Source organism: Sphingomonas molluscorum, assembly GCF_039522995.1.
GTDB lineage: Bacteria > Pseudomonadota > Alphaproteobacteria > Sphingomonadales > Sphingomonadaceae > Sphingomonas > Sphingomonas molluscorum.
Map to the genome: position 1 here is coordinate 846,104 of NZ_BAAAEL010000001.1, position 23,737 is coordinate 869,840.

Here is a 23,737-nt window from a genome sequence, read left to right on the forward strand (position 1 = left end):
ATGATCGGCCTGCCGGTCCTGCTGCGGCTGGCCGGCAGGCCGGTGATCCTGAAGGGCGACGGCCCCGCCGCCGACGCCAAGCGCCGCCTGCTCGAACGCGCCGGCGCGCAGGTGGTCGAGGATCACCCCGACGCCCGCCTCGCCGTCGTCGCCCTCGCCGACGAGACGCAAGCCCACGCCGCCATCGCCGCGCTCCGCGCCCGCGGCATCCTGGTCAACGCCGTCGACCGGCCCGAGCTCTGCGACTTCACCCTGCCGGCGATCGTCGACCGCGATCCGCTGCTGGTCGCGGTCGCGACCGGCGGCATCTCGGCAGGCTTGGCCGCTGCCGTCCGCCAACGGCTCGAGACGCTGCTCCCCGCCGGCCTCGGCCGCCTCGCCGAACAGCTCCACGCCGCCCGCACCGCCCTGCGCCAGCGCTTCCCCGACGGCGACGCCCGCCGCCGCGCGCTCGGCACGGCGCTCTCCGCAGGCGGTGCGCTCGACCCGCTGACCGCACAGGATGACGACGCCGTCGCCCGCTGGCTCGACACCGCCGAGGCCCCGCCGTCCGAGCACGTCCGCATCGCCCTGCGCTCGCCCGATCCCGACGACCTCACCCTGCGCGAAGCCCGCCTGCTCGCCCGCGCCGACCGGCTGGTCCACGCCCCTGACGTGCCTGCCGCCATCCTCGATCGCGCGCGCGCCGATGCCGATCGCATCGCCGGCGACACCCCCCCGCCCGACGCCCCGGGCCTCACGATCCTGCTGGAGATGCTGCATTGAACGGCTTTGCGATGCAGGTGAAGGACGGCACCGCCCGCACCATCTCCCTGGAGGATGCCGTCACCGCAGACGGCGCGCTGGTGTGGATCCACCTCCATGGCGAGGAACCGGCGCTGCGCCCCTGGCTGGAGGGCGTCGCCGGCCTCCCTGCCTTTGTCATCGACCCACTGGTCGCGGTCGAGACGCGCCCGCGCTGCACCGCCATCGAGAACGGCGCCTTCGTCAACCTGCGCGGCCTTTCGCCCGACGATCTCGCCACCTCCGATCCGCTGGCCTCGGTGCGCCTCTATGCCGCCGCGGGCCGCGTGTTTTCGGTCACCCGCCACCGCCTCACCGCCATGCCCGCGGTCCGCGAAGAGGTCGAACAGGCCCAGGTCGCCGATCCGGGCGACCTGATCGTCGCCTTTGCCGAGGAAATCACGGGCGAGCTCGACCCGCTCGTCGCCGACCTCGGCGACACGCTCGACGATTGCGAGGGGGAATTGAGCGCCGACCGCGTGTTCGAGCTGCGGCGCATCGTCAGCCGCGCCCGCATCCAGGCGATCGGCTACCGCCGCTTCCTCAGCCCCCAGCGTGCCGCGCTCGAAAAGCTCTCGGCGCTGCCCGGCGACTGGCTCGGGGCCGACGACCGCCTCCACATCGCCGCCGCCGCCGACCAGGCCGCGCGCATGGCGGAGGAGCTGGAGGCGATCCGCGAGCGCGCCGCGCTGATCCACGAGACGCTCACCGATCTACGCGCCGAACAGATCGACCAGCGCTCGCTCCAGATCGCGATCGTCGCGATGGTGTTCCTGCCGCTGACCTTCCTGACCGGCCTGCTCGGCATGAACGTCGAGGGGATCCCCTTCGCCCACGAACCCTGGGCCTTTGCCGGCGTGATCGGCGTCTGCATCCTGCTCGCTGCCGGCATCACCGGCTGGTTCGTCCACCGCCACTGGCTGAACCGCGCAAGCTAGGGGCGGCGCCGCCGTCTGCCCTCCTGGGCTAGCCTGCGGCTGCCGAGGTCCGGCCCGCCTCGACGATGCGATAGGAGGCGGTGGCCAGGATCGCCCGCAGCCCCGGATAGTTGAAGCGCGCCGTCTGCCCCTTCGCCATGCACGTCTCCACCACCGGCGTGAGGGTGCGGATCGCCGCGCGTTCCGCCTCGCTCGCCACCGGCGTCGCGAACAGGGCCGCGACCTCGCGGGAGGCCGTGCGCGCGACGCAGTTGGCGGTCCGGTCGGTCTCGCCCAGCGTCTTCACCGCCGTCTTGGCCGGGTCATAGGCAAGCGCCTCCGGCAGGTTGCCGGCATGCGACAGCAGCTCCTCCGCGACCGCCCCCGCGAACAGCACCCCGGCGAACCGGCCCTGTTTCCCGGGCGAGCAGCTGGCGTTGGACAAGGCGAGCTTCCGGAGCGCCTGCTGATATTGCGGCGTCGTATAGTCCATCTGCAGCAGCGCCGCCGCCTTGGCGGGCGCGCGTCGCGCCGCACAGCGCCCGAACGCCTGCATCTCCGCCAGCGAGGCTGGGTCCGCCGCCGTCCGCGCGCGCGCCGGGCGTGCGGTCTCGCCGGCGGGGTTCGGGGATGCCGACGCGAGCGACGGCGCACTCTCCTGCGGAACCTGGGTCTGCCCCAGCAGCAGCGCGGCGATCGAGGTCGCGATCACAGCACCCCTCCCCGATCTGCCGACTCACCTGCCTTTGCGATGCTGACGTGCATTCGGCCGCCTCCCTCAAAGCGCGACGTTCCGTGCCTCGGCGCAGGAACGCCTTCTCCGCAAAGCTGATCGCAAACCCCGCTTGACGCAAGCCGGATCGCTCTAGCGCCGCGTTCCGCGCCGAAGCCGCGCCGCCACCCCCGAAACCGCCGCCGCCGGCAGCGCCAGCACCCCCAGGGTCAGCACCCCGGCGACCCAGAGCCCGCCGCTCTCCCCGTTTGCGATCCACAGCACCGGCAGCTGGCCAAAGGTGATCAGCACGCCGGCCGGCCACCCCGGCTTCCGCCAGAACCATCCGGCGACCGCCGACAGCGCAAGCGACGCGGGCACCCACAGCCGCCAATAGGCTTCCGCATCCCATGGCTCGCGCACCCCTGCCAGCCGGCACGCGCCGAGCCAGCAGAGCGCGCTTGCGACCACCAGCAGCAGCGCCTTCAGCCCGGTCGGCACGGATGCTCCTCGCACGAGGTCAACACCTGGCGGCCACCGGCCGCCTCCCGGCGGGAGGCGCGGGGCTATGCTGCCGAGAACAGCGCCAGCGCCACGAGCGCCGGCACCCCGACCAGCAGGATCATCAGCACAAGGCTCAGCGCGCCCGGTTCGTCGCGCGTCGGGGCGGCGCGGAACGATGCCAGCGCCTCCTCGCGGCCGGCGTCGGTGCCCTCCATCTCCAGGTGGAAGGTGTTGGAAAAGAAATGCTCCGGCCGCATCACCAGCTCGCGCGGCGCCGGCTCGGCGTGGATCTGCGACGCATCCGCCACCGGACGGCGCGCCGGGGTCATCGAAACTGCTTCGGTCATGACAGGGATTCCGCTTACTCGAGGACCGGGCGCGCAGGGCGCGTCCCGACGTTCGGATCGAATAAGTCCCGGGCCCGGGCGGCACGCCGCCGAACCCGGGCTACGCGCGCGCGGCGAGTTGGCCGGCGTGGTCGCGGAAGCGCTGATATGTCGCCTGTGCGGACATGGACGAAGGGTGATCCCGCCGGCCGGCTTTGTCAACCAGACCCACTTTGTTACACGCAAGTGCCTTGACGGAGGCGCACCGCACCCTAGCTTGAGGGTGCGGGCCGGGCCCCTCTGGCGCTCCTCCTTCGGGAGGAACGTGATGTCGGACCGCATCGGGTGATCTCGATGTTGGCCTGGCTTCCTGCCCCCTCGCATCGCCGATCATCCGATCTTTCAATCTCGGATTGGAGAGAGGCTTTGAACACCTTCGTCTACAGACTCACCCAGCTGCACCAGCGGCTCGACGAGCAGATCCGCGCCGAAACCAAGCGGCGCACCCCCGACACGCTGAACCTGCTGCGGCTGAAACGGCTGCGCCTGCGTGTGAAGGATCGGCTGCACGCCATGAGTCGCCGGCCGCAGCCCGCCTGACCGGGCCCGCCGCATCCACCCCGCCGGCGGCCCGCGGGCGATGGCAGCAGCCAGCGCCCGCCCCCCGGCCCCTTTTTCAGACGATCCGGAAGTCTCATCATGTCTCTAGCAATCGGAGCGATGCTCCTTGCCGCCGCCACCGCCACCCCGGCGGGCGCGCATCAGGTCACCGTCCAGCACCCCTCCGGCCCCGTCCAGGCCGACTATCGCGGCACGGTTCAGGTCGAGCACCGCCAGCTGGGCACGGTCGCGCCGGGCGGGCGTCCCTCGACGCTGCGCTGCGCCTGGACCGCGCACCTCTCGGTCGATCGCGCCGCCACGCGCGGGCAGGACGCCTCCTTCTCCCGCAGCTTCGTCCGCAACGACGTGGCGAGCGGCAGCCGCCCGGGCTGGTGCAGCACCAATCGCGGCGCGATCGCGCGCGACGTCGCCGCACGGGTGGGCGACACCAGCCGCCACCTCGCGCTCGCAGCAGGCGAGGACCGGCCCGTCCTCGATGCCGAGCTGGACCGGCTGCCCCCGGCGCGGTCCACCAGTTGATCCGGGCGCGAACCCCGGGCCGCCGGCAAGGTCCGGCGGCCCGTGAGGCCGATCAAGCCCGCATGCGTCCGTCGGGCGCCAGCTTCACCGTCTGGCCGCGCTCGGCCGAGGCGTAGATCGCCTCCATCAGGCGAAGGTCGCGCAGCCCCATTTCCCCCGGCGTCCGGATCGGCGAGCCGGTGCGGATGGCGTCGGTGAAATGGTCGAGCTGCCCTGCGAACTGCACCTCCGGATCGCCGGGGGAGAACTCGCGTCCCCCGCGCCCCTCGGTCCACATCTTCTGGCCCGAATAGCTGGTCGCCGGGTCCATCTTCAGCACGCCCTCGGTGCCGCGCACCTCGGCGAAGTTGATGCCGGCCGAGTCATAGGACGTCACCAGCTGCGCGACCGCACCCGACGGGAAGCGCCATTGCGACGACACATGCGCCAGGATCTCGGCAAAGCGCGGGTCGCCTGAGGGGCGGAAGGCCGTGGCGCTGATGCTCTCCGGCATCTCGCCGGTCAGATAGAGCGCTGACTGCAGGCCATAGATGCCGTAGTCCTCCAGCGGCCCGCCGCCCGCCAGCGCCCGGCTCGCCCGCCAGTTATCGCTCGGGCTCGTCGGCCCCATGCGATAGGATTGCTCGGTGCGGAGCAGCCGGATGGTGCCCACCGCCTTCTGCCGCATCAGCCGCATCGCCTCGACATTGTACGGCTCGAAATGCGATCGATAGGCGATCATCAGCTTGCGGTTGGCGCGCTTGCCAGCCGCGATCATCCGCTCGCACTCCGCGCTCGAAAGCGCCATCGGCTTCTCGCACAGCACATGCTTGCCCGCGGCAAAGGCGCGGATCACCCATTCGGCATGCAGGCCGGTGGGCAGCACGACATAGACCGCCTCGATCCGCTTGTCGGCGGCGATCCTGCCAAAGTTGTCATAGGAATAGCGCGCGTCCGCGGGCACGCCATAGGCGTCGCCCACCTGGCGCAGCTTCTCCGGATTGCCCGAAACGATCGCCGCGACATGCGCCCGCTTCGCCTGGGGGAAGCGCGGCATCATCTGGTTGAGCGCATAGCCGCCCAGCCCCACGATGGCGAAGCCGACGCTGTCGGCGGCCTTGCGCGCCGGCGGCGTCGCGGGGAGCTTCGCCCCACCCGGCAGCGGCTGTCCCGCCAGCCGTGCGCCACCGCCCCCTTGGACAAGCGTGGTCGCCGGACCTGCGGCGGCGACCAGCGAGGCGGCCGCCACGCCTCCCCCGGCCTGGAGCAACCCTCTTCGCGTCACCACGCTTTCCACCATCACCTGTCTCCTTGTCGGGAACTGCTGTGTCGGTACGTCCTGCCTTGCGATTGTCGTTTCTATGCCGCCTGGCGCAGCCTCAGCCGCGCCCGACGAAGCCCATGATCTGCCCCACCATGGTCGCGATCTGCGGCTCGGCCTCGTGGATCGCATTAGGGCTCGCCAGCGTGTTGATCGCAACCCCCATCGGCGTCGGCCAGCCGCGCAGCGCGTGCGCCACCGTGCGCAGCGTGCCCAGCGTCGCCACCGCCGCCTGCCATCCCGCCGCCGTCGCGATGATCCCCACCGGCAGCCCGTCGAAATAGACGCGGTCGTCGCCGCGCATCAGCTCGACGTGGTCGAGCGCGTTCTTGACCAGCCCCGACAGCGTGCCGTGATATCCCGGCGACCCGATCACGATCCCGTCCGCGTCGCGCAGCGTCGCCAGGAACGCCGCGATCACCGGGTTCTCCAGCGCGCTTTCGGGCTCGTAGTTGGGAAAGTCGATCGCGGCCCCGGTCAGCAAGGTGGTGCGCGCGCCCTGGCTCTCGGCCTGGGCGAGCGCGATCTCCAGCGCGCGGGCGGTGCCCGAGCTGGCGCGGAGCGTTCCGCCGATGGCGACGATGTGCGGCTGCTTCATGGTCCCGGCGCTACCGCAAAGCCGCACCGCATGCCAGCCGGCGGTGCCCTCCGGTTGACCGGCTGATATACGATCCATATACGCTTCGCATATTCCGCCTGCACAAGGACCTCCGATGGGCATCGTGAAGATCGACGACCACCTCCATGCAGAGGTGCGCCGTGCCAGCACCGTGATGTGCCGCTCGATCAACGCCCAGGCCGAGTTCTGGATGAAGATCGGCATGCTCGCCGAGGCCAACCCAACCCTCTCCTTCAGCGAAATCGTGAAGGCGGAGCTCGCCGCCGCCGTCGACCTGCCGCCCACCCACGCCGCGGCCGCCTGAAATGGTGAAGACCCCGGAAGAGCTCGCGCTGATGCGCATCTCGGGCAGGCTGCTCGCCTCGGTGTTCGAGATGCTCGACGGCCAGGACCTCGCCGGCATGTCCACCCTCCAGGTCAACGACCTGGTGGAGCGCTTCATCACCGACGACCTCGCCGCCCGCCCCGCCAGCAAGGGCCAGTACGGCTTCCAGTACGTCCTCAACTGCTCGATCAACGAGGTGGTCTGCCACGGCGTCCCGAGCGCGCAGGACATCATCCGCGACGGCGACATCATCAACCTCGACATCACGCTGGAGAAGAACGGCTTCATCGCCGATTCCAGCAAGACCTACATGGTCGGCACCGTCAATCCGGCCGCGCGCCGGCTGGTGCGCGTCGCGCAGGAGGCGATGTGGGAGGGCATCCGCCAGGTCCGCCCCGGCGGGCACCTGGGCGACATCGGCGCCGCGATCGAGCGCCATGCCAAGAAGAACGGCTATTCGGTCGTGCGCGAATATTGCGGCCACGGCATCGGGCGCGAGATGCACGAGGAACCCTCCGTCCTCAACCACGGCCGCCCCGGCACCGGCCCCAGGCTGCGCGAAGGCATGACCTTCACCGTCGAGCCGATGCTCAACCAGGGCAGCCGCCGCGTCGCCACCGCCGACGACGGCTGGACCGTCGTCACCCAGGACGGCCGCCTCTCCGCCCAGTTCGAGCACACGGTCGCGGTGACGGGCACCGGCGTCGAGGTGCTGACGCTGCGCACCGACGAGACGGCCAGCACCGGCAGCCGAAAGGACGCCCGTGTTGCTATCGACAGGCGTTCGCAATAACGGGGTTTGTGCACCTCCCCTCGCTCGACCTCAACCTCCTGGCCATGTTGGCCGTGCTGCTGCGGACGTGCAGCGTCACCGCCACCGCCCGCAAGCTCGGCCTCAGCCAGCCGACGGTCAGCCGCTCGCTTGCCCAGTTGCGCAGCGCGATCGGCGATCCGCTGCTGGTCCGCGTCGGCAACCGCATGTGCCGCACCGCGCGCGGCGACGCGCTGCTGGAGCCGGTCAGCAGCTGGCTGGAGTCGGCCGCCATTCTGATCGAGTCGCCGGAATTCCAGCCGGCCTCGCTGCGGCGGCGCTTTCGCATCGCCGCCACCGACTTCGGCGTGATGGCGGCGATCACTCCGGCGCTGCCGGCGATCCTGAAGGCCGCGCCCGAGGCCGCGATCGACATCGTGCCGCTGCCGTTCGAGCCCGCGGCGGCGCTGGCCGCGGGCGACATCGACCTCGCCGTCTCCGGCCTCGACTATAACCCCGCGCAGCTGCACGGGCGCGCGCTGTTCACCGACAGCTTCGCCTGCCTGATGCGGCCGGAGCATCCGCTCGCGACCGGCGATGGCGCGCTGACCCTGGACCAGCTGCTCGGCTGCACCCACCTCGGCATCACCGTCAGCGATGCCGAGGTGGAACGGCTGGACCATGTGCTGGGGGAGGTCGCGCGGGCGCGCAAGGTCAGCGCCCGCATCCCTTATTTCCACGCCGCGGCCGGGGTGATCGCCGGCAGCGACCTCCTCATGATGCTGCCGCTCCGGGCAGCCCGCACCTTTGCCCGCGTCCACGGCCTCGCGCTGCGACACGCCCCGGCCGAGGTCGGCACCCTCCACTATACCCTCCTCTGGCACGAGCGCAGCGCACAGGATCCGGCGGTCGCCTGGCTCGCCGACCGGCTGGGCACCGCCTGCCATTCGTCCAGCGAATAGCCGATATACGCTGCGGACCCCTTGCGAACGGCGCCGCTGCCGACAATGAGCCTGCGACTTATTCGCAATAGCAGGGGGAATGCATGTCTCGCTTTGGGTGGCTCGCCGGAAAGGCGACCCTGACGCTCGCCGCAGCGGTCGCCGCACCGCTCCACGCCGAAGAGGTGCCGGCCGGGCAGCAGAGCCTCAACACCGACGAGATCGTCGTCACCGCCACGGCGCGGGAACAGCAGGTCAAGGACGCGCCCGCCTCCATCAGCGTCATCACGCGCGAGGATCTGGAGCGGCTTCCCTATCGCGAGGTGACGGACGCGCTGCTGGAAATCCCCGGCGTCACCGTCACCCCGGGCGAGGGCAACAGCCGCGACATCTCCATCCGCGGCATGGCACCGCAGTACACGCTGATCCTGGTCGACGGCAAACGCCTGTCCTCGCGCGAATCGCGCACCAACGGCGGCAGCATCAGCGAAGGCGGCCTGCTGCCCCCGCTCGAGGCGATCGAGCGGATCGAGGTGGTGCGCGGGCCGATGTCCTCGCTCTACGGCTCGGATGCGATGGGCGGCGTCGTCAACGTCATCACCCGGGCCATATCGGACCGCTGGCGCGGCAGCGCGCGCGTCAACGGCACGCTCCAGCTCGGCGATGATTTCGGCAACGTCTATGACGGCAACTTCTACCTGTCCGGGCCGCTCGCCGGCGACGCGGTCGGCATCCAGCTCCAGGGTTCGCGCAACCGGCGCAGCGAGGACGACGTGATCGGTGGCACGCCGGAGCGCCACGACGATTCGATCGCAGGCAAGCTCGGCTTCGATGCCGGCGCCGACCACCGCTTCCTGGTCGAGGGCGGCTATTATCGGCAGAAGACCATCTCCACCGCCGGCAAGACCGTCGAGGCGAGCGACACCGTGCCCGAGGGCACCCAGGACACCATGACCCAGAAGCGCTGGGTCGCGTCGCTCAGCCACAGCGGCAAGTGGGGCTTCGCCGCATCCGAAAGCTACCTCCAGTATGAGGATGCCGAGCACGTCGAGGGCGAGAAGCGGATCAAGAACACGGTCGGCCAGTCGATCTGGACGGTGCCGCTGCCCTCCAACATGCTCAGCATCGGCGCCTTCTACCGCAACGAGGATCTGACCGACCTCACCGGCAACCGGCTCAACGGGTCGACCCGCACGGGCGCCGACCGCACCAACTGGGCGCTGTTTGCCGAGAACGAGCTCGCGGTGGTGGACGGGTTCAAGCTCACCGGCGGCCTGCGCATGGACGACGACGAGCAATATGGCACCCACTGGACGCCGCGCGTCTATGCGGTGTGGAACATGACGCCCGACTTCACGCTCAAGGGCGGCTATTCGCAGGGCTTTCGCGCGCCCAACCTGCGCCAGACGCTCGAGGACTGGGGCCAGACGAGCCGCGGCGGCACGATCTACGGCAACCCCGATCTGGAGGCGGAGACCTCGCGCACCTTCGAGGCATCGCTGCTCTACGACGGGGACGGGTTCCAGGCGAGCCTCTCCGCCTACGACACCCGCTTCAAGGACAAGATCACCCGCGTCACCTGCGAGGAAGCGGCCGCCTGGTGCATCGACGAACCGCTGAGCACGATCGGCCGGCCGCCGACCACCTATGTCAACGTGGACCGCGCGCGGGTCCAGGGCATCGAGGCGACCGTGGACGTGCGCCTCACCCCGACGCTGCGCCTCAACGCCTCGGGCACGCTCACCGATTCCGAGCAGCTGAGCGGCGCCAACGCCGGTGCCGCGCTCAACGACACGCCCAAGCAGCAGGCCAGCGCCTCGCTCAACTGGAAGCCGGCGGGCGGCTTCAGCGGCTACGTCCGCGCCATCTACCGCGGCGAGGAAGCCGTGACGGAGGCGCAGATCAGCGGCGAGAACGTCGTCGCCGCCTCCTACACCACCGTTGACATCGGCGGCAGCTACCGGCTGACGGAGGCCGTGACCCTCCACGGCGGCATCCAGAACCTGTTCGACAAGCGGCTGGACTATGCCGACTATGCCTATGTGATCGATCCGGCCCGGCTCTGGCTGGGCCTTGCCGCGCGCTTCTGATCGCGCCGGCAGGGAAGCGCCACGGGCGCGGCAGGCCGGCTCCCCGGCCGCCGCGCCCGCGGTTGTCAGAAGAACAGCTTTCGCACGCTGATCCGCACCGTCCGGCCGAGCGGATCGAGGAACCCGCCCTGGTAGCTCAGCGGCACCGTTCCTTGCGCGCTGGTCACTTCCTGGCGCTGGTTGAAGATGTTGTCGACCGACAGCGTCACCCGCGTGCCGCGCAGCCACGGATGGTCGCGCACCAGCGCCGGCTGCTGGCCCAGGTTCGCGAACAGCCGCAGGTCGGCGGTGGCGAGCGAGCCGAAGCGCAGCTGGTCGTTGCCGGTCGTGCCGCCGTTGACCTCGGTCGCGCTCTGCCAGTTGGCGCTCACGCGCGCGCCCAGCCCGTTGACGACATAGCCGCCCTGCAGCTGGATCTGGTGGCGCGGCTGGCCGCCGCGGCTTCCCGATGCAGAGCCGTTGAGCAGGTCCAGCTCCGGCAGCCCCTCGCGGATCAGGATCGAGTTTTCGAACTGCCAGGTGTGATAGGCCGCGAACTGCAGCCGCCCGCCGGCCCCGCCGCCGCCACGGCCGCCCCCGCGACCGCCCCAGCCACCGCCGCCCGGCCCGCGACCCGCACCCGGGCCGCCTTCGCCCCGCGCCTCGCGTGGCGGCGCGGTGCCGGCCGCTTCCGCCGCCTCGCGTTCCGCCCGCCGGGCCGCGCGCGCCGCCTCTTCCTGCCGCTGCCGCTCGGTGACGATCGGCTTGGAGAAGTTGAAGCCCCAGCGCAGCTGGCTGCGCTTGGAACGGGCGAAGTTCACCGGCCGCGTGTCGACGCGCAGCAGCGTGCCGTCCTCCGCGCGCAGGAACCGGTCGGGGAACGCATCCTCGATCTCCGCGGTCGCCGCCGGGAAGCTCGAGATCGGGTTCTTGATCCGGCTCGACACATAGTCGGCGGTCAGCGTCAGGTCGGTGTCGCGGATCGGGCGCAGGTTCAGCCCGGCCTTGAACACGCGCCGGCTGTCCCCCTCCAGGTTCGGGTTGCCGCCCTCCACCTGCGTCACGTCCACGGTCTCGCCGCGCACATAGTCGAAGATGCGCACATTGGGCGTCACCAGCACCGGGTTGCCCAGCTGCTGCGGCGTCGGCGCGCCTTCCTCGTGCGTCACCGACACCAGCAGCCGCACCGGCTCGGCCGGCTGCCAGTTGAGGCCATAGCCCAGCGTCGTCTGCGTACCGAAGTCGGACAGCTGCTCCACCTCGGCGTTGCCGTTCAGGGACAGGTTGCCCAGGAACGCCAGCACGTCGCGCGAACGGCTTGCGATCGGCAGGTCCAGGTTGCCGCGCGCGGTGCCCGTGTCGCGGCCGATGTCGGCGGATTGGGCAACGCCCGCCCGCAGCGAATCGCTCTTCAGGTCGGTGGTGTTTCCCAGCACCCGAATGCTCGCCGACGCCGGGCCGGCCGGCATCTCGAACAGCGTGCCGGACGCCAGCGCGTCGATCGCCGCGACCTGGTTGATCGACTTCGCGCGGTCGACCACGCGGGCATAGAGGTCCAGCGGCCCGAACGGGCTCGCGTCCGGATCGCCTGCGGTGATCGCTTCCTGGAGACCGACGGTGTCGAGCCCGCGCTCGGTGAAGGTCCGCGACTCGTCGCGCTGGTAGCTGGTGTTGAGCGACCAGCGCCACCGGCCGATGTCGCCGTTGAAGGCGGCGGTAGCATTGCCCGTCCAGCTCCGGTTGGTGCGCTCCAGCGGATCGACGTCGGCATAGCGATAGAGGGTGGTGGCGTTCGCAAAGGGCGAGAAGGGGCCCTCGGCCGGAAGCAGCAGCTCCACGCCGGGCAGGCCGGACAGCGCATGGCTTTCGCTGCGCTCCAACCGCACCGTGCCGGTCGCCGCCACATTGCCGAAGATGCTGGTGCTGTAGACCGCGTTCGCCGCCACCCGGTTGCTCGACGGCTGGAGCGTGCGGAAGGGCGTCGTGTCGGTCACGTTGAGGACGCCCGCCGTCCCGGCATAGTCGGCCAGCCCCGGGTTGGCGATCCCGGCGGGCACGCCCGCCTGCGTCACGGTGGTTCCGGCCAGGGCGCTCAGCGCCGGGTCGATCTCGCCGCCGCGCAGGCCGGTGATGTTGCCGGTCAGGTCGAACGGCCGCCGTGCGCTGGTGCTCGGCGTGATGTCGCGCTCGCTCTCCAGCAGGTTCGAGACGCCCTCCGCCTCCAGGTTGACGTTCAGCCGGCCGGCGTCGTTGATCCGGGTAAGCCCGGCCTCCGCCTGGAACTGGTTGCTGCCGCCTTCGGTCGGGATGCGGTCGGTCAGCTCGCCGGTGATGCTGCGAAAACGCGGGCGGAGCACGAAGTTCACCACGCGCTGGTCCGCGCGGAAGCCGAACTTCAGCGCCGCTTCCTCCGGCAGGATGTCGACGCGCAGGATCGCCTCCGTCGGCAGGTCGCGGATTTCCTGGAAGCCGGCCGTGCGCCTGCCGTTCACCAGCACCACCGGCGCGCCGTTGCCGTCGCGCCCCCGGCCGCTGCCGGTCTGCGGCGCCAGCTCTTCGAGCAGCTCGGCGACCGAGCTCACGCCATAGGAGCGGATGTCTGCGGGCGACAGCTGGATCTCGGGCGGGATGTCGCCCGGGACCGTTCCCGGCGGGGTGCGCCCGGTCACCACGATCTCCGCGCCCTCGGTCTCTTCCTCCACCGCCTCGGGCGGGCCGGAGTCGCCCGGCTCCCCCTGCGGCGGCGTCTGGGCCGGCACCGGGTCCGTTTGCGCGGCTGCGAGCGCAGGACTGGCCACACCCAGCAGCAACCATGCTGCCGTCGACAAAGGACGCATTCGAATCTCCCACCCGCGCAACGCCCGCGCGTTCACTCCGGCGATGGCCTAGCGAGCAAATGTCGCAGAAGTTTCACGCCATCGCAGGTGCGAAGGAATATGTGTCGCCAGGTGTCGCTGCGATGAATCGCTGCGGCGCGATCCCGCGTGCCGCCAATGCCGCCGCCAGCCGCGCCACCGGCTCCTCGCGCGCCTCGTCGGTCAGCTGGAACGTCCCCCAGTGGATGCCCAGCGCATGGGCCGCCCCGAGCAGCTCGAACATCGTCACCGCCTCCTCCGGATCGGCATGCTGCGGCGCCATGAACCAGCGCGGCGCATAGGCGCCGATCGGCAGCAGCGCGACGTCGGGCGCGCCGTGCCTGGCGGCAATGTCGCGGAAGATGCCGCCCCCGCACCAGCCGCTGTCCCCGGCGAAATAGACCCGGCCCACCGGCGTCTCGATCCAATGCCCCGCCCACAGCGCCATCCGCCGGTCGCCGGTGCCCCGCGCCGACCAGTGGTTGGCCGGCACCAGCGTCGTCGCGGCACCGCCGGGCACCGCGATGCGGTCGCCCCAGTCGCCCACCACCGTCCGCGCCCCGGGAACACCCTTCTTCACGATGGCGTCATTGCCCAGCGGCATCACCATCAGCGGCGCGTCGCGCGCATGCAGCCGCTTCAGCGTCGCCATGTCGAGATGGTCATAATGGTTGTGGGACAGCAGCACCGCGTCGATCCGCGGCAGCGCGTCGAACGCGATTCCCGGCGCCGTCACCCGCTTCGGCCCCGCAAAGCTGAAGGGGCTCGCCCGCTCCGACCAGACGGGATCGGTGAGCAGGTTCACGCCCGCCGCCTGGATCAGCAGCGTCGCATGGCCGACCGCGGTGATCGACAGCCCCGCCACCCGCGGCTCCGGCACCGCCTGTGTGACCGGCACCGCCTTGGGCCAGGTTGCCGGGCGCGGCCCGAACTTCCACCGCAGCATGTCGGCCAGCCCGCGATCAGTCGCAGGCTGCCCGGGATTGAAGAAGCGCACGCCGTCGAAATGGTCGCTCGGCGGCCCCTGGTAATAGCGGTTGCGCGCCACGATCAGTCCTGCCGCCCTGCGGCGGCGGCCGCCTGCCCGCCGTGCTCCGCGCCGCCATCCTCGCTCATGCCCGTCCCCCTGTCGCAATCTGCGGCGGGAGAACGCGCGGGCGCGCTTTTGGTGGCGGCGCGGCCGCGCGCGTCCCGCTCAGGCGCCGAACGCGCCGTCGATCGTGTGCATCGCGCCCGTCACGAACCCGGCTTCCGGCCCTGCCAGCCACGCGACCATGCCCGCCACTTCCTCCGGCCGCCCGTGGCGCTTGATCGCCAGGAAGTTGTGCATCAGGTCGCGCATCGGACCATCTTCGGGATTTGCGTCGGTGTCGATCGGCCCGGGCTGCACCACGTTGATGGTGATCCCGCGCGGCCCGAAGTCGCGGGCAAGGCCACGCGCCAGCCCCTGAAGCGCCGATTTGCTGAGCGCATAGGATGCCATGCCCGCCACCGGCATCCGATCGCCGTTGACCGATCCGATCACGATGATCCGCCCGCCTTCCGGCATCTGCCGCGCCGCCTCGACCGAGGCGTGATAGGGCGCATGGACGTTGATGCGGAACAGCCGGTCGATCACGTCCGGGTCCTGCTCCAGCGCGTCGCCGAACACCGCGATCCCCGCATTCACCACCAGCACGTCGATCGGCCCGCTCTCGCGCACCCGCGCGATCACCGCATCCCGGTCGGCGCTGTCCGTCACCACCGCGGTGCTGCCCGTCTCCGCCGCCAGCGCCTGCGCCGCCTCGGCCGAACCGGCATAGGTAAAGGTCACCGTCGCGCCGTCCGCGGCAAAGCGCCGCACGATCGCCGCCCCGATGCCCCGGCTCCCGCCCAGCACGAGAACGGACTTTCCTTGAAACGCGGTCATCTGGCACTCCCTGGCAAATTACTGTAGGGATCGCTACATAAACAGCGACTTCGCACCGTCAAGGCATTCTGTAATCGTGACTACAAATAAACCGCGCACCCGCGGCCGTCCGCGCAGCTTCGATCCGGAACAGGCGGTGGCCGTCGCCCAGACGCTGTTCCACACGCGCGGCTATGACGCGGTCAGCGTCGCCGACGTGACGGAGGCGCTCGGCATCAAGCCCCCCAGCTTCTATGCGGCGTTCGGCAGCAAGTTCGGGCTCTATGCGCGCGTGCTGGATCGCTATGCCGGCACCGGCGCGATCCCGCTCGACGCGATCCTCCTTCCCGACCGGCCCGTCGCCGAGGCGCTGGCGGCACTGCTCGAAGAGGCCGCGCGCCGCTATGCGGCCGCGCCGTGCACCACCGGCTGCCTGGTTCTGGAGGGCACGCGCTGCAACGACGCGGAGGCGCGGGAGGCCGCCTCCGCCTTCCTGGTCGCAGCCGAAGCGGTGATCCGCCGCTACATCGCCGATCGCCATCCCGAGGACGCCGATCGCCTGACCGACTTCGTCTGCACCACCATGGCCGGCCTGTCAGCCGCCGCACGCCACGGCCACGACCTCGATCGCCTCCTCGCCACCGCCCGCCTCGCCGGCCTCGCCATCGCGCAGGCGCTCGGCGACTGAGGGTGGGGCGCAGGTCGCGGATAGCGCGGCCTCTCCCGGGAGCTCGGCCCTTGCGGAAATGTCTGCAGCGAAAGCCGAGTACGGCTCCCGCGGCTACGACGCCTACTGCAACCCCAAGGTCGTGGTCGGCGACAATGTGGGTGCGAGCACGAGCAGGTCGAACTGGCGGGCAGCTTCTCGCCAGGCATCGGGCATGTCCGCGGGCGGGTTGGCGCGCAGGGTCCGCAGATCGATCACCGTCCATTCGCCGCTGGTAGCGGCCTGGGCTCCTGTCGGAACGGCTGCCTTCAGCCAGGCATAATGGGGATCATCGGCCAGGTCGAACGGTGCGGTTTTGAGCGGCCGGCCGACCTCGTCATAGGACGGCAGGATCCCCTTCGCGCCATAGACCGCGATGTGCAGCGACGACGTGCCTTCCCCGTCCGCGCGTTCGGCGACGAAGTTGCCGAGGTCGCGCTGGCCGAGCGTGTTGAAGCCCTTGGCGGCATGAACGTCGCCGAATTTGAAGAGCAGCTTGCCGGTGCCGGGCGTCGCCTTGAGATGATCGACAAGCGTCTGCTTCATCAGGCGCGCACGCCGCCCGTTGGAAGAGAAGCCGTCCACGTCCTGGCCGAGATAGATCGCGCGCGTCTCGGTCAGGGCGCGAAACAGCCGCTTCACGCGCACGCCGCCGTCCCGTTCGATCGCGGCACGGGCTTCGCCAAGCTGTTGATCGCTGACCTGGATGAGGAACAAGTCGACGATCGATCCCGATTGCAGCGCTTTGGCGGTGGCGGTGCGATCGAATGCCACCAGTCGCTCGATGGCGGCGCGGGAGAGAGGACCGGGTTTGGCGTCCAGCATCCGCTCGAGAAGAAAGCCGCCGGATCCGAGAAACTCCTGGTCGAGCCCCCAGAGCGCGAAGTCGGGCCCGGCCATCTGCGCGCATCGCGCCGCCATCTGGCTTTCGTCGCGGCTGTCCTGGAAGGCGATCGCATGCGGATGTGCTCGGACGAACGCCGCAATGCGTCCCTCCCGATCCGGGCGGCGGAGCTGGCTGTCGACCATCGCGGCGACTTCGGGGCCGGTCTCGACGACAAAGGCGCGCAATCCCGATGGTGCCATGATCCGGCAGACGCCCGTCGCGAACAGGGGTATCTCGCGCGAAAGATGATATTCGCCGATCATCACATACTGCGCTCGCGCAACGGCATCCGCCAGGACGGTGGAGCCCGGCCCATGCAATCCTTCGGCATCGACGCGCAGCGCCGTGTGCGCTTGGGTCAACCGCTCGGAAAAAGGAACCGACGCGGGCGGCGTCTCGGCTCGCCCGGCAGTAGTCCAGGCCAAAAGCAGCAGTACGGCGATACGCGAAAACATGATCCTACCCCCCTATTCCCCAGTCCCTTTCGGCTCGGACACCTCTCCCGTCGCGGGAAGATCCTGTCGAAACCGAAGCGGTGTCGTGTCCCGACATGCCCCGATATGTCCCGGCGGGAAAGTGAAGGGGGTCGCGACTTGCGATCGCGCGCCGTCGGGCTCGAGAGAAAACCGGGGAGCACTGCGTCACGCAATGCTGGCGCTCCGGTCCGGGCTCATACCCTAGCCCCGGTACGTCACCCCGCCCGTCATCGCCTCGGGCGCGCCGGTCGTGCCGGGGAAGGAGATCGCCAGCCCCCGCACCGATCGCGCCGCGAGGTACGCGAACGCCTCCGCCTCGATGAAGTCGCCGCGCATGCCCAGCGTATCGGACGAATCCACCCGGCCCAGCGCATCCGCCAGCATCGCCATCATCACCGGATTGTGCCGCCCGCCGCCGCACACGATCCAGTGCCAGTCCGCCGCCGCCTCGCCCAGCTGCGCCCGGCACGCCACCACCGCCGCGACCGTGAACGCCGTCAGCGTCGCCGCCGCATCCGCGTCCGACAGCTCCGCCACCGCATCGAGCGGAAAGTCGTAGCGGTCGAGCGACTTGGCGCCGGTGCGGGTGAAGTACGGGCTCGCCATCAGCCGCTCGACCACGCCGCGGTCGACGGTTCCGGCCGCCGCCAGCCGCCCGCCCTCGTCATAGCGGCCCAGCCCGCGCGCCTGCACCAGCTGGTCGATCAGGCCGTTGCCCGGCCCCACGTCGAACGCCGCCACACTCCCGTCGCGCGCGATCGCGGTCACGTTCGCGACCCCGCCGATGTTGAGAAATGCGACCGGCCGCGCACACCCGGCCCACTCCGCCAGCGCCGCATGGTAGATCGGCGCCAGCGGTGCGCCCTGCCCGCCCGCCGCCAGATCCGCCTGGCGCAGGTCCGCGACCACCGGCACGCCCAGCGCCACCGCCAGCGCATCGGGATCGCCCAGCTGGATCGACAGCTTGCGCTCGGGCCGGTGCAGCACCGTCTGCCCGTGGAAGCCCACCAGCTCGATCGTGCCCGCGTCCGGCTGCGCCAGCAGCTCGCGCGCGGCGCGGACATGGAAGTCGTGGATCACCCGCTCCGCCTCGGCAAAGCTCGCCGGGCGCGGGCCGTGGCCGTCGCTCGCGATCGCATCCTCGGTCGCCTGCACCAGCACCCGGCGCTCCCCGGCGCCGAACGGCAGCATCAGCGCGGGGCCGAAGCCGGTGACGCCCTCGCCGTCCGTCTCCAGGATCGCGGCATCGACGCCGTCCAGCGAAGTGCCGCTCATATATCCCAGCACGCGCATTGCCGCTCTCCACCCAAATCGCCGCTCGCCGCGCCGCCCGACCCGCGATAGCTTGGGGCCACGGCGCTGTTGCCCCGATCCAAAGCACAGCGCGCAAAGCGATGCCAGCGTGGAGACAGGACCATGTCGGACGGCGATCGGTGCGAAGTGCTGGTGGTGGGCGCAGGGCCGACCGGCCTCATGGCGGCGCTGCTGCTCCGACGACAGGGGATCGACGTCCGCATCGTCGATCGCGCCGCCCAGCCGTCCCGCGAGTCCCGCGCCTTCGCCGTCTCCGCCCGCACGCTGGAGCTGTTCGCCAGCCTCGGCCTCGCCGACACGCTGCTCCAGCGCGGCGTGATCGACAGCGGCATCGGCTTCCACGTCTCGGGCGAGTGGGTGGGCGGGCTCGATTTCGACCATGCCAGTTCGCCGGACACGCCGTACCGCTTCATCCTGATGCTGCCCCAGGCGGAGACCGAGGCGGTGCTGCTCGACGCGCTCGACGACGCCTGGCTGACGGTGGAGCGGGAGGTGGAGGTGACCGGCCTCGCCGTCGACCCGGACGGCGTCCGTGTGGAGGCGCAGGAGGCATCCGGCACCGTCACCACCCTTCATGCCCGCTACGTGATCGGCGCGGACGGCGCGCACAGCATCGTCCGCCACGCGCTCGACCTGCGGTTCGAAGGTGCGCCCTATCCGCAGAACTTCCTGCTGGGAGACGTCGCGGTCGACTGGCCGCTCGACCACGACCGCTTCCGCGTCTTCGTCCATGCCGATCGCATCGGCCTCTATTTCCCGCTCGACGGCACCGGCCTGTCCCGGGTGATGGCGACCGACCTGCACGCCCGCCCGGACGAGCACGCCGCCCCGGAGCTCACCCTCGCCGAGCTTCAGTCGGCCTTTGCGGAGGCGGCCTGCCTTCCCGTCACCCTCTCCCGCCCCGAATGGCTGACGCGCTTCCGCAGCCACCACCGGGTGGTCGATCGCTACCGCGTCGGCCCGGTTTTCGTCGCGGGCGACGCCGCCCACATCCATTCGCCCGCCGGCGGCCAGGGCATGAACACCGGCCTGCAGGATGCCGCCAACCTCGCCTGGAAGCTCGTCTCGGTGCTGCGCGGCGGCGCGTCGGAGCCGCTGCTCGACAGCTATGGCAGCGAGCGCCTGCCCATCGCGCAGGAGGTGCTGCGCTTCACCGACCGCATCTTCAACGCCGCCGCCGGCCAGGTCGGCTGGCGCGCCTGGCTGCGCGACGCGCTCGCGCCGATGCTGGTGGGCCCGGCCTCCGCGCTCGACGTGGTCCAGGACCGCGCCTTCCGCCGCTTCGCCCAGATCGACATCGCCTATCCGCCCAATCCCGCCGTCGCGGAGCTGCCCCGCGGCCCCGCGCCGCGCCCGGGCGAGCGCGCCCCCAATGCCCAGCTCACCCGCCACCGCGACCTTTTCGATCTGCTCGCGGGCTATCGCTTCCACGTCCTCGCCCTCTCCCGCCGCCGCCTCTCGGCCGTCGAGGCGGGCACCCTCGCAGACGCGCTCGCGCGCCTTTCCGGCGATCGCGTGGCGACCCACCTGCTCGCCCGCATGACGGCCGGCGCCCATGGCGCCGTCGAGCGCCTGGAGCGCGCCGACCTGTTCGACCGCTACGGCCTCGCCGACGAACACGCCCAGGCCCTGCTCCTGGTCCGCCCCGACGGCGTCCTCGCCTGGCGCGCCGAAAGCCTCGACCTCCCCGCCTGCACCGCCGTCCTCCGCAGACTAGGCGCTCTCCCCCGCTGAGGCGCCGGCGCCCACCGCTCTTTCTACGTACCCCGACGAAGGCCGCGGCCCAGTCGGGAAACGCCCGCGGCTCCAGCGAACCACCCCCACCTGGACCCCAGCCTCCGCCGGGGTACAGAGGCATCAAACCGCACCGCCGCTCGTGCTCCCGCGAAGGCGGGAGCCCAGGGTCCCACGCGCCACCCACGTTGCTCTGCGCGGCCCTGGATCCCCACCTGCGCGGGGATACGTCACGATGCGCAGCCGCACCCCCCTTCTGCGTACCCCGGCGGAGGCCGGGGCCCAGTTGGGAAACACCCGCGGCTCCAGCGAACCGCCCCCACCTGGACGCCGGCCTCCGCCGGGGTACGGCGCCATCGAACCGCACCCGCCTCGTGCTCCTGCGAAAGCAGGAGCCCAGGGTCCCACGCGCCACGCACGTTGCTCTGCTCGGCCCTGCATCCCCACCTGCGCGGGGACACATCACGATGCGCAGCCGCCCCCCCTTCTGCGTACCCCGGCGGAGGCCGGGGCCCAGTTGGGAAACACCCGCGGCTCCAGCGAACCGCCCCCACCTGGACGCCGGCCTCCGCCGGGGTACACCCTCCCGGCCCTGCCGCTGTCCTACCCCGCCAAACCATGGCATGGAGCCGCCACGCTACCCCTCCGGGCAGCCGGTGCGCCCCCGCATCTTGGACTAACTTTCGACTAACCTTTCGCGCGATGACCCTGCCGATCCACGCCGTCCTGCCCGCCCTGCTCGGCCACCTCGCCGCGCGCAGCAGCGCCGTGCTGGTCGCCCCGCCCGGCGCCGGCAAGACCACCGCGGTCGCCCCCGCGCTCCTCGATCAGCCCTGGTGCACTGGCGAGGTCCTGCTCCTCTCCCCCCGCCGCATCGCCGCCCGCGCCGCTGCCGAGCGCATGGCAGCACTTGCCGGCGAACCCGTCGGCCGCACCTTCGGCTACGCCACCCGCATGGACAGCCGCCGCTCGGCCGCGACGCGGGTGACGGTGGTGACCGAGGGGATCTTCGTCGCCCGCATCCAGGCCGATCCCGAACTCGCCGGCATCTCGGCGGTGCTGTTCGACGAGGTTCACGAACGCAGCCTCGACAGCGACTTCGGCCTCGCCCTCGCGCTCGACGCCCAGGCGGGGCTGCGGCCGGACCTGCGCATCGTCGCCATGTCGGCGACCCTCGACGGCGCCCGCTTCGCCCGGCTGCTCGACCACGCGCCAGTGGTGGAGAGCGAGGGCCGCAGCCACCCGCTGGAGCTCCGCCACCTCGGCCGCGCCGCCGAACAGCGGATCGAGGACGGCATGGTCCGCGCGATCCGCACCGCGCTCGCCGACACCGACGGCGGCGTCCTCGCCTTCCTGCCCGGCGTCGGCGAGATCGAGCGCACGGCCGAGCGGCTGGAGGGCCTGGGCCCCGACATCGTCCTCCACCGCCTGCACGGCAGCCTGGAGCCCGGCCAGCAGCGCGCCGCGATCGCCCCCGATCCGGAAGGCCGCCGCAAGCTCGTCCTCGCCACCGCCATTGCCGAGACCTCGCTGACCCTCGACGGCATCTCGACCGTGGTCGACTCCGGCCTCGCCCGCCGCCCGCGCTACGATCGCGCCGCCGGCATGACCCGGCTGGTGACGGAGCGCGCCAGCCAGGCCGCCGTCACCCAGCGCGCCGGCCGCGCCGCGCGCCAGCGGCCGGGCGTCGCCTACCGCCTGTGGGAGGCCGCCGCCACCGCCGGGCTACCGCGCTTCGACCCGCCCGAGATCCTGGAGGCGGACCTCTCCGCGCTGGTGCTCGACTGCGCGCGCTGGGGCGTCACCGATCCCACCACGCTGCGCTGGCTCGATCCGCCGCCTGCCGCCGCCATCGCCGAGGCAAAGGCGCGCCTCGCCACGCTGGAGGCGATCGACGCCGACGGCCGACCGACGCCGCACGGCGCCGTCATCGCCTCCCTCCCGCTCCCCCCGCGCCTCGGCCACATGCTGGTGCGCGCCGGCGAGCGCGGCCTCGCCCAGGTCGCCGCCGAAGTCGCGGTGCTGCTCGGCGAGCGCGGGTTGGGCGGCCAGGACGCCGACCTCGAACTGCGCCACCGCCGCTGGCGCACCGAGCGCGGCCAGCGTGCCGAAGCCGGCCGCCGCATGGCGCAACGCTGGGCAAGGCTCGTCCCCGCAGCCCCGCCCGCGGAACGTGACCCGCAAGCGCTCGCCACCTGCGTCGCGCTCGCCTTCCCCGACCGCGTCGCTCGCCGCCGTGACGCGACCGGCGAACATTGGGCGAGCGTCGGCGGCCGCGGCTTCCGCCTCGACCCCACCTCGCCGCTCGCCAGTGCCGAATGGCTCGCGGTCGCGGAGACGCAGGGCGCCGCCTCGGGCGCGCGCATCCTCTCGGCCGCCGCGCTCGACCTCGCCACGATCGAGTCGCTGTTCGGCGACCGCATCGCCGTGCGCCGCGATGTCGCCTTCGATCCCGCCACCGGCGCGATCAGCGCCGTGCGCGCCCGCGCGCTCGGCGCCCTGCGGCTGAGCTCCGGCCCCGACAGCGCCGCTTCGGCAACCGAGATCGAGGCCGCGCTGCTGGAGGGGGTCCGCACCCACGGCCTCGCCCTCCTGCCCTGGGGCGACGACGCAGCCGCCCTGCGCGCCCGCGCGCGGTTCGCGGCCGAGATGGGCGGCATCGACGATCCCTTGTCGGACGCGGTGCTGCTCGACCGCCTCGACGAATGGCTGCCGCCGCTCCTCTCGGGCAAGCGCCGCCTCGACGCGATCGCACCGTCCGCTCTGACGCAAGCCCTGGAGTCGCTCGCCGGCTGGGACGCGATGCAGGCCGTCCGCCGCCTCGCTCCCGCCCGCTTCGAAAGCCCCGCCGGCTCCACCCACGCGATCGACTATGGTGCCGAGGGCGGTCCGCGCGTCGAGCTGCGCCCCCAGGCGCTCTTCGGCCTCGCCCGCCACCCGACCGTTGCCGGCGGTGCGGTGCCGCTGGTCTTGAGCCTCACCTCACCCGCCGGCCGCCCGATCCAGACGACCCGCGACCTGCCCGGCTTCTGGGCCGGCAGCTGGGCGGCGGTGGCCAAGGAGATGCGCGGCCGCTACCCCCGCCACCCCTGGCCCGACGATCCCGCCTCGGCCTCCGCGACGCTGCGCACCAAAAATGCGGATGCGCGGGCGCGCGAGGGGCGTTAGAGCGTTTGACAACGAACCCCATTTCCCGCGTGGAGAAGCTTGTGCCGTCCGCCCGTATCTACCAGCGCCCCAAGAATTCCACCCAGTCCGGCCGCGCCCGCACCGACATGTGGGTCCTGGAGTTCGAGTCCACCGAGCCCAAGCAGCCGGATCCGCTGACCGGCTGGGCCGGCTCGGGCGACACCCGCGACCAGGTCCGCCTGACCTTCCCGACGGCGGAAGCGGCCCGGGCCTATGCCGAAAAGCAGGGCCTGACCTATCACGTCGTCCCGGCGCCCGAGCGCAAGCTCAAGCTCCAGGCCTACGCCGACAACTTCCGCTAA

The 23,737-nt window shown here is 71.5% G+C and carries 22 protein-coding genes; 12 read left to right on the top strand and 10 right to left on the bottom strand.

Translation table 11 applies throughout. The features are described from left to right. The gene (locus ABDZ92_RS04030; RefSeq protein WP_125961277.1) at window positions 1–765 is read left to right on the top strand and encodes a precorrin-2 dehydrogenase/sirohydrochlorin ferrochelatase family protein; all 765 of its coding nucleotides are present in this window, start codon (window positions 1–3) and stop codon (window positions 763–765) included. Next, entirely contained in the window at window positions 762–1,721 is a 960-nt protein-coding gene (locus ABDZ92_RS04035; protein ID WP_125961278.1) for a CorA family divalent cation transporter, read from the top strand. The genes ABDZ92_RS04030 and ABDZ92_RS04035 overlap by 4 nt, the downstream gene beginning before the upstream one ends. 28 nt (window positions 1,722–1,749) lie before the next feature. Here ABDZ92_RS04035 and ABDZ92_RS04040 read toward each other — a convergent pair whose 3' ends face one another. The 3 genes from ABDZ92_RS04040 to ABDZ92_RS04050 form a co-directional block, all read right to left on the bottom strand. Continuing rightward, complete coding sequence (locus ABDZ92_RS04040; RefSeq protein WP_125961279.1) at window positions 1,750–2,412, bottom strand: hypothetical protein; 663 nt, start codon at window positions 2,410–2,412, stop codon at window positions 1,750–1,752. Window positions 2,413–2,565: 153 nt separating this feature from the next. Continuing rightward, complete coding sequence (locus tag ABDZ92_RS04045; protein WP_125961280.1) at window positions 2,566–2,913, bottom strand: hypothetical protein; 348 nt, start codon at window positions 2,911–2,913, stop codon at window positions 2,566–2,568. 65 nt (window positions 2,914–2,978) lie between these two features. Next, the gene (locus tag ABDZ92_RS04050) at window positions 2,979–3,263 is read right to left on the bottom strand and encodes a hypothetical protein (protein ID WP_125961281.1); all 285 of its coding nucleotides are present in this window, start codon (window positions 3,261–3,263) and stop codon (window positions 2,979–2,981) included. A 405-nt stretch (window positions 3,264–3,668) separates the two neighbouring features. Here ABDZ92_RS04050 and ABDZ92_RS04055 point away from each other — a divergent pair, with 405 nt between their 5' ends. Next, window positions 3,669–3,842: a DUF465 domain-containing protein gene (locus ABDZ92_RS04055; protein WP_125961282.1), complete on the top strand. Its 174-nt coding sequence runs from the start codon at window positions 3,669–3,671 to the stop codon at window positions 3,840–3,842. A gap of 99 nt (window positions 3,843–3,941) precedes the next feature. Next, the gene (locus tag ABDZ92_RS04060) at window positions 3,942–4,382 is read left to right on the top strand and encodes a hypothetical protein (protein ID WP_125961283.1); all 441 of its coding nucleotides are present in this window, start codon (window positions 3,942–3,944) and stop codon (window positions 4,380–4,382) included. Between the two features lie 52 nt (window positions 4,383–4,434). On the opposite strand, the gene ABDZ92_RS04065 is transcribed toward ABDZ92_RS04060, so the two are convergent. Together ABDZ92_RS04065 and ABDZ92_RS04070 are read right to left on the bottom strand one after the other, a co-directional pair. Then, window positions 4,435–5,661: a Gfo/Idh/MocA family protein gene (locus tag ABDZ92_RS04065; protein WP_125961284.1), complete on the bottom strand. Its 1,227-nt coding sequence runs from the start codon at window positions 5,659–5,661 to the stop codon at window positions 4,435–4,437. Between the two features lie 79 nt (window positions 5,662–5,740). Further along, window positions 5,741–6,280: an NADPH-dependent FMN reductase gene (locus ABDZ92_RS04070; RefSeq protein ID WP_125961285.1), complete on the bottom strand. Its 540-nt coding sequence runs from the start codon at window positions 6,278–6,280 to the stop codon at window positions 5,741–5,743. Between the two features lie 115 nt (window positions 6,281–6,395). Between ABDZ92_RS04070 and ABDZ92_RS04075 the strand changes: the two genes are divergently transcribed. From ABDZ92_RS04075 to ABDZ92_RS04090, 4 genes are all read left to right on the top strand, one after another. After that, window positions 6,396–6,605 (top strand): ParD-like family protein, encoded by a 210-nt coding sequence (locus ABDZ92_RS04075; RefSeq protein ID WP_125961286.1) that lies wholly within the window; start codon window positions 6,396–6,398, stop codon window positions 6,603–6,605. A 1-nt stretch (window position 6,606) separates the two neighbouring features. Continuing rightward, window positions 6,607–7,419 carry a type I methionyl aminopeptidase gene (map, locus tag ABDZ92_RS04080; RefSeq protein WP_125961287.1) on the top strand — a complete coding sequence of 271 codons (813 nt, stop codon included), beginning with the start codon at window positions 6,607–6,609 and terminating at the stop codon, window positions 7,417–7,419. Window positions 7,420–7,427: 8 nt separating this feature from the next. Continuing rightward, a complete protein-coding gene (locus tag ABDZ92_RS04085) occupies window positions 7,428–8,339 on the top strand; it encodes a LysR family transcriptional regulator (protein ID WP_241211884.1) in 912 nt (303 codons plus the stop codon). An 83-nt stretch (window positions 8,340–8,422) separates the two neighbouring features. After that, the gene (locus ABDZ92_RS04090) at window positions 8,423–10,408 is read left to right on the top strand and encodes a TonB-dependent receptor domain-containing protein (RefSeq protein WP_343761661.1); all 1,986 of its coding nucleotides are present in this window, start codon (window positions 8,423–8,425) and stop codon (window positions 10,406–10,408) included. Window positions 10,409–10,473: 65 nt separating this feature from the next. Here ABDZ92_RS04090 and ABDZ92_RS04095 read toward each other — a convergent pair whose 3' ends face one another. The 3 genes from ABDZ92_RS04095 to bdcA all read right to left on the bottom strand — a co-directional run bounded on the left by ABDZ92_RS04095 (window position 10,474) and on the right by bdcA (window position 15,151). Next, window positions 10,474–13,224, bottom strand: coding sequence for a TonB-dependent receptor (locus ABDZ92_RS04095; RefSeq protein ID WP_125961289.1), 2,751 nt, complete (start codon window positions 13,222–13,224; stop codon window positions 10,474–10,476). A 73-nt stretch (window positions 13,225–13,297) separates the two neighbouring features. Beyond that, complete coding sequence (locus tag ABDZ92_RS04100; protein ID WP_125961290.1) at window positions 13,298–14,290, bottom strand: MBL fold metallo-hydrolase; 993 nt, start codon at window positions 14,288–14,290, stop codon at window positions 13,298–13,300. Window positions 14,291–14,437: 147 nt separating this feature from the next. Then, window positions 14,438–15,151, bottom strand: coding sequence for an SDR family oxidoreductase (bdcA, locus tag ABDZ92_RS04105; protein ID WP_125961291.1), 714 nt, complete (start codon window positions 15,149–15,151; stop codon window positions 14,438–14,440). Window positions 15,152–15,227: 76 nt separating this feature from the next. Here bdcA and ABDZ92_RS04110 point away from each other — a divergent pair, with 76 nt between their 5' ends. Then, a complete protein-coding gene (locus ABDZ92_RS04110; protein ID WP_125961292.1) occupies window positions 15,228–15,818 on the top strand; it encodes a TetR/AcrR family transcriptional regulator in 591 nt (196 codons plus the stop codon). Window positions 15,819–15,920: 102 nt separating this feature from the next. Here the strand turns inward: ABDZ92_RS04110 and ABDZ92_RS04115 are convergent, their stop codons facing one another. Next, window positions 15,921–17,084 (bottom strand): hypothetical protein, encoded by a 1,164-nt coding sequence (locus ABDZ92_RS04115; protein WP_164521299.1) that lies wholly within the window; start codon window positions 17,082–17,084, stop codon window positions 15,921–15,923. 315 nt (window positions 17,085–17,399) lie between these two features. Beyond that, window positions 17,400–18,491: an anhydro-N-acetylmuramic acid kinase gene (locus ABDZ92_RS04120; RefSeq protein WP_125961294.1), complete on the bottom strand. Its 1,092-nt coding sequence runs from the start codon at window positions 18,489–18,491 to the stop codon at window positions 17,400–17,402. Window positions 18,492–18,614: 123 nt separating this feature from the next. Here ABDZ92_RS04120 and ABDZ92_RS04125 point away from each other — a divergent pair, with 123 nt between their 5' ends. From ABDZ92_RS04125 to ABDZ92_RS04135, 3 genes are all read left to right on the top strand, one after another. Further along, window positions 18,615–20,246, top strand: coding sequence for an FAD-dependent monooxygenase (locus ABDZ92_RS04125; RefSeq protein WP_125961295.1), 1,632 nt, complete (start codon window positions 18,615–18,617; stop codon window positions 20,244–20,246). A 702-nt stretch (window positions 20,247–20,948) separates the two neighbouring features. After that, window positions 20,949–23,414: an ATP-dependent helicase HrpB gene (gene hrpB / locus ABDZ92_RS04130; protein WP_125961296.1), complete on the top strand. Its 2,466-nt coding sequence runs from the start codon at window positions 20,949–20,951 to the stop codon at window positions 23,412–23,414. 41 nt (window positions 23,415–23,455) lie between these two features. Further along, window positions 23,456–23,737, top strand: a complete 282-nt coding sequence (locus tag ABDZ92_RS04135; RefSeq protein ID WP_125961297.1) for an ETC complex I subunit — start codon at window positions 23,456–23,458, stop codon at window positions 23,735–23,737.

What these genes read in the sequence shown, in the direction of transcription:
- ABDZ92_RS04030 (WP_125961277.1), top strand. Translation starts at nt 1, where the DNA reads ATGATCGGCCTGCCGGTCCTGCTGCGGCTGGCCGGCAGGCCGGTGATC.
- ABDZ92_RS04050 (WP_125961281.1), bottom strand. Translation starts at nt 3,263, where the DNA reads ATGACCGAAGCAGTTTCGATGACCCCGGCGCGCCGTCCGGTGGCGGAT.
- ABDZ92_RS04060 (WP_125961283.1), top strand. Translation starts at nt 3,942, where the DNA reads ATGTCTCTAGCAATCGGAGCGATGCTCCTTGCCGCCGCCACCGCCACC.
- ABDZ92_RS04065 (WP_125961284.1), bottom strand. Translation starts at nt 5,661, where the DNA reads ATGGTGGAAAGCGTGGTGACGCGAAGAGGGTTGCTCCAGGCCGGGGGA.
- ABDZ92_RS04070 (WP_125961285.1), bottom strand. Translation starts at nt 6,280, where the DNA reads ATGAAGCAGCCGCACATCGTCGCCATCGGCGGAACGCTCCGCGCCAGC.
- ABDZ92_RS04075 (WP_125961286.1), top strand. Translation starts at nt 6,396, where the DNA reads ATGGGCATCGTGAAGATCGACGACCACCTCCATGCAGAGGTGCGCCGT.
- map (WP_125961287.1), top strand. Translation starts at nt 6,607, where the DNA reads ATGGTGAAGACCCCGGAAGAGCTCGCGCTGATGCGCATCTCGGGCAGG.
- ABDZ92_RS04090 (WP_343761661.1), top strand. Translation starts at nt 8,423, where the DNA reads ATGTCTCGCTTTGGGTGGCTCGCCGGAAAGGCGACCCTGACGCTCGCC.
- ABDZ92_RS04095 (WP_125961289.1), bottom strand. Translation starts at nt 13,224, where the DNA reads ATGCGTCCTTTGTCGACGGCAGCATGGTTGCTGCTGGGTGTGGCCAGT.
- bdcA (WP_125961291.1), bottom strand. Translation starts at nt 15,151, where the DNA reads ATGACCGCGTTTCAAGGAAAGTCCGTTCTCGTGCTGGGCGGGAGCCGG.
- ABDZ92_RS04120 (WP_125961294.1), bottom strand. Translation starts at nt 18,491, where the DNA reads ATGCGCGTGCTGGGATATATGAGCGGCACTTCGCTGGACGGCGTCGAT.
- ABDZ92_RS04125 (WP_125961295.1), top strand. Translation starts at nt 18,615, where the DNA reads ATGTCGGACGGCGATCGGTGCGAAGTGCTGGTGGTGGGCGCAGGGCCG.
- hrpB (WP_125961296.1), top strand. Translation starts at nt 20,949, where the DNA reads ATGACCCTGCCGATCCACGCCGTCCTGCCCGCCCTGCTCGGCCACCTC.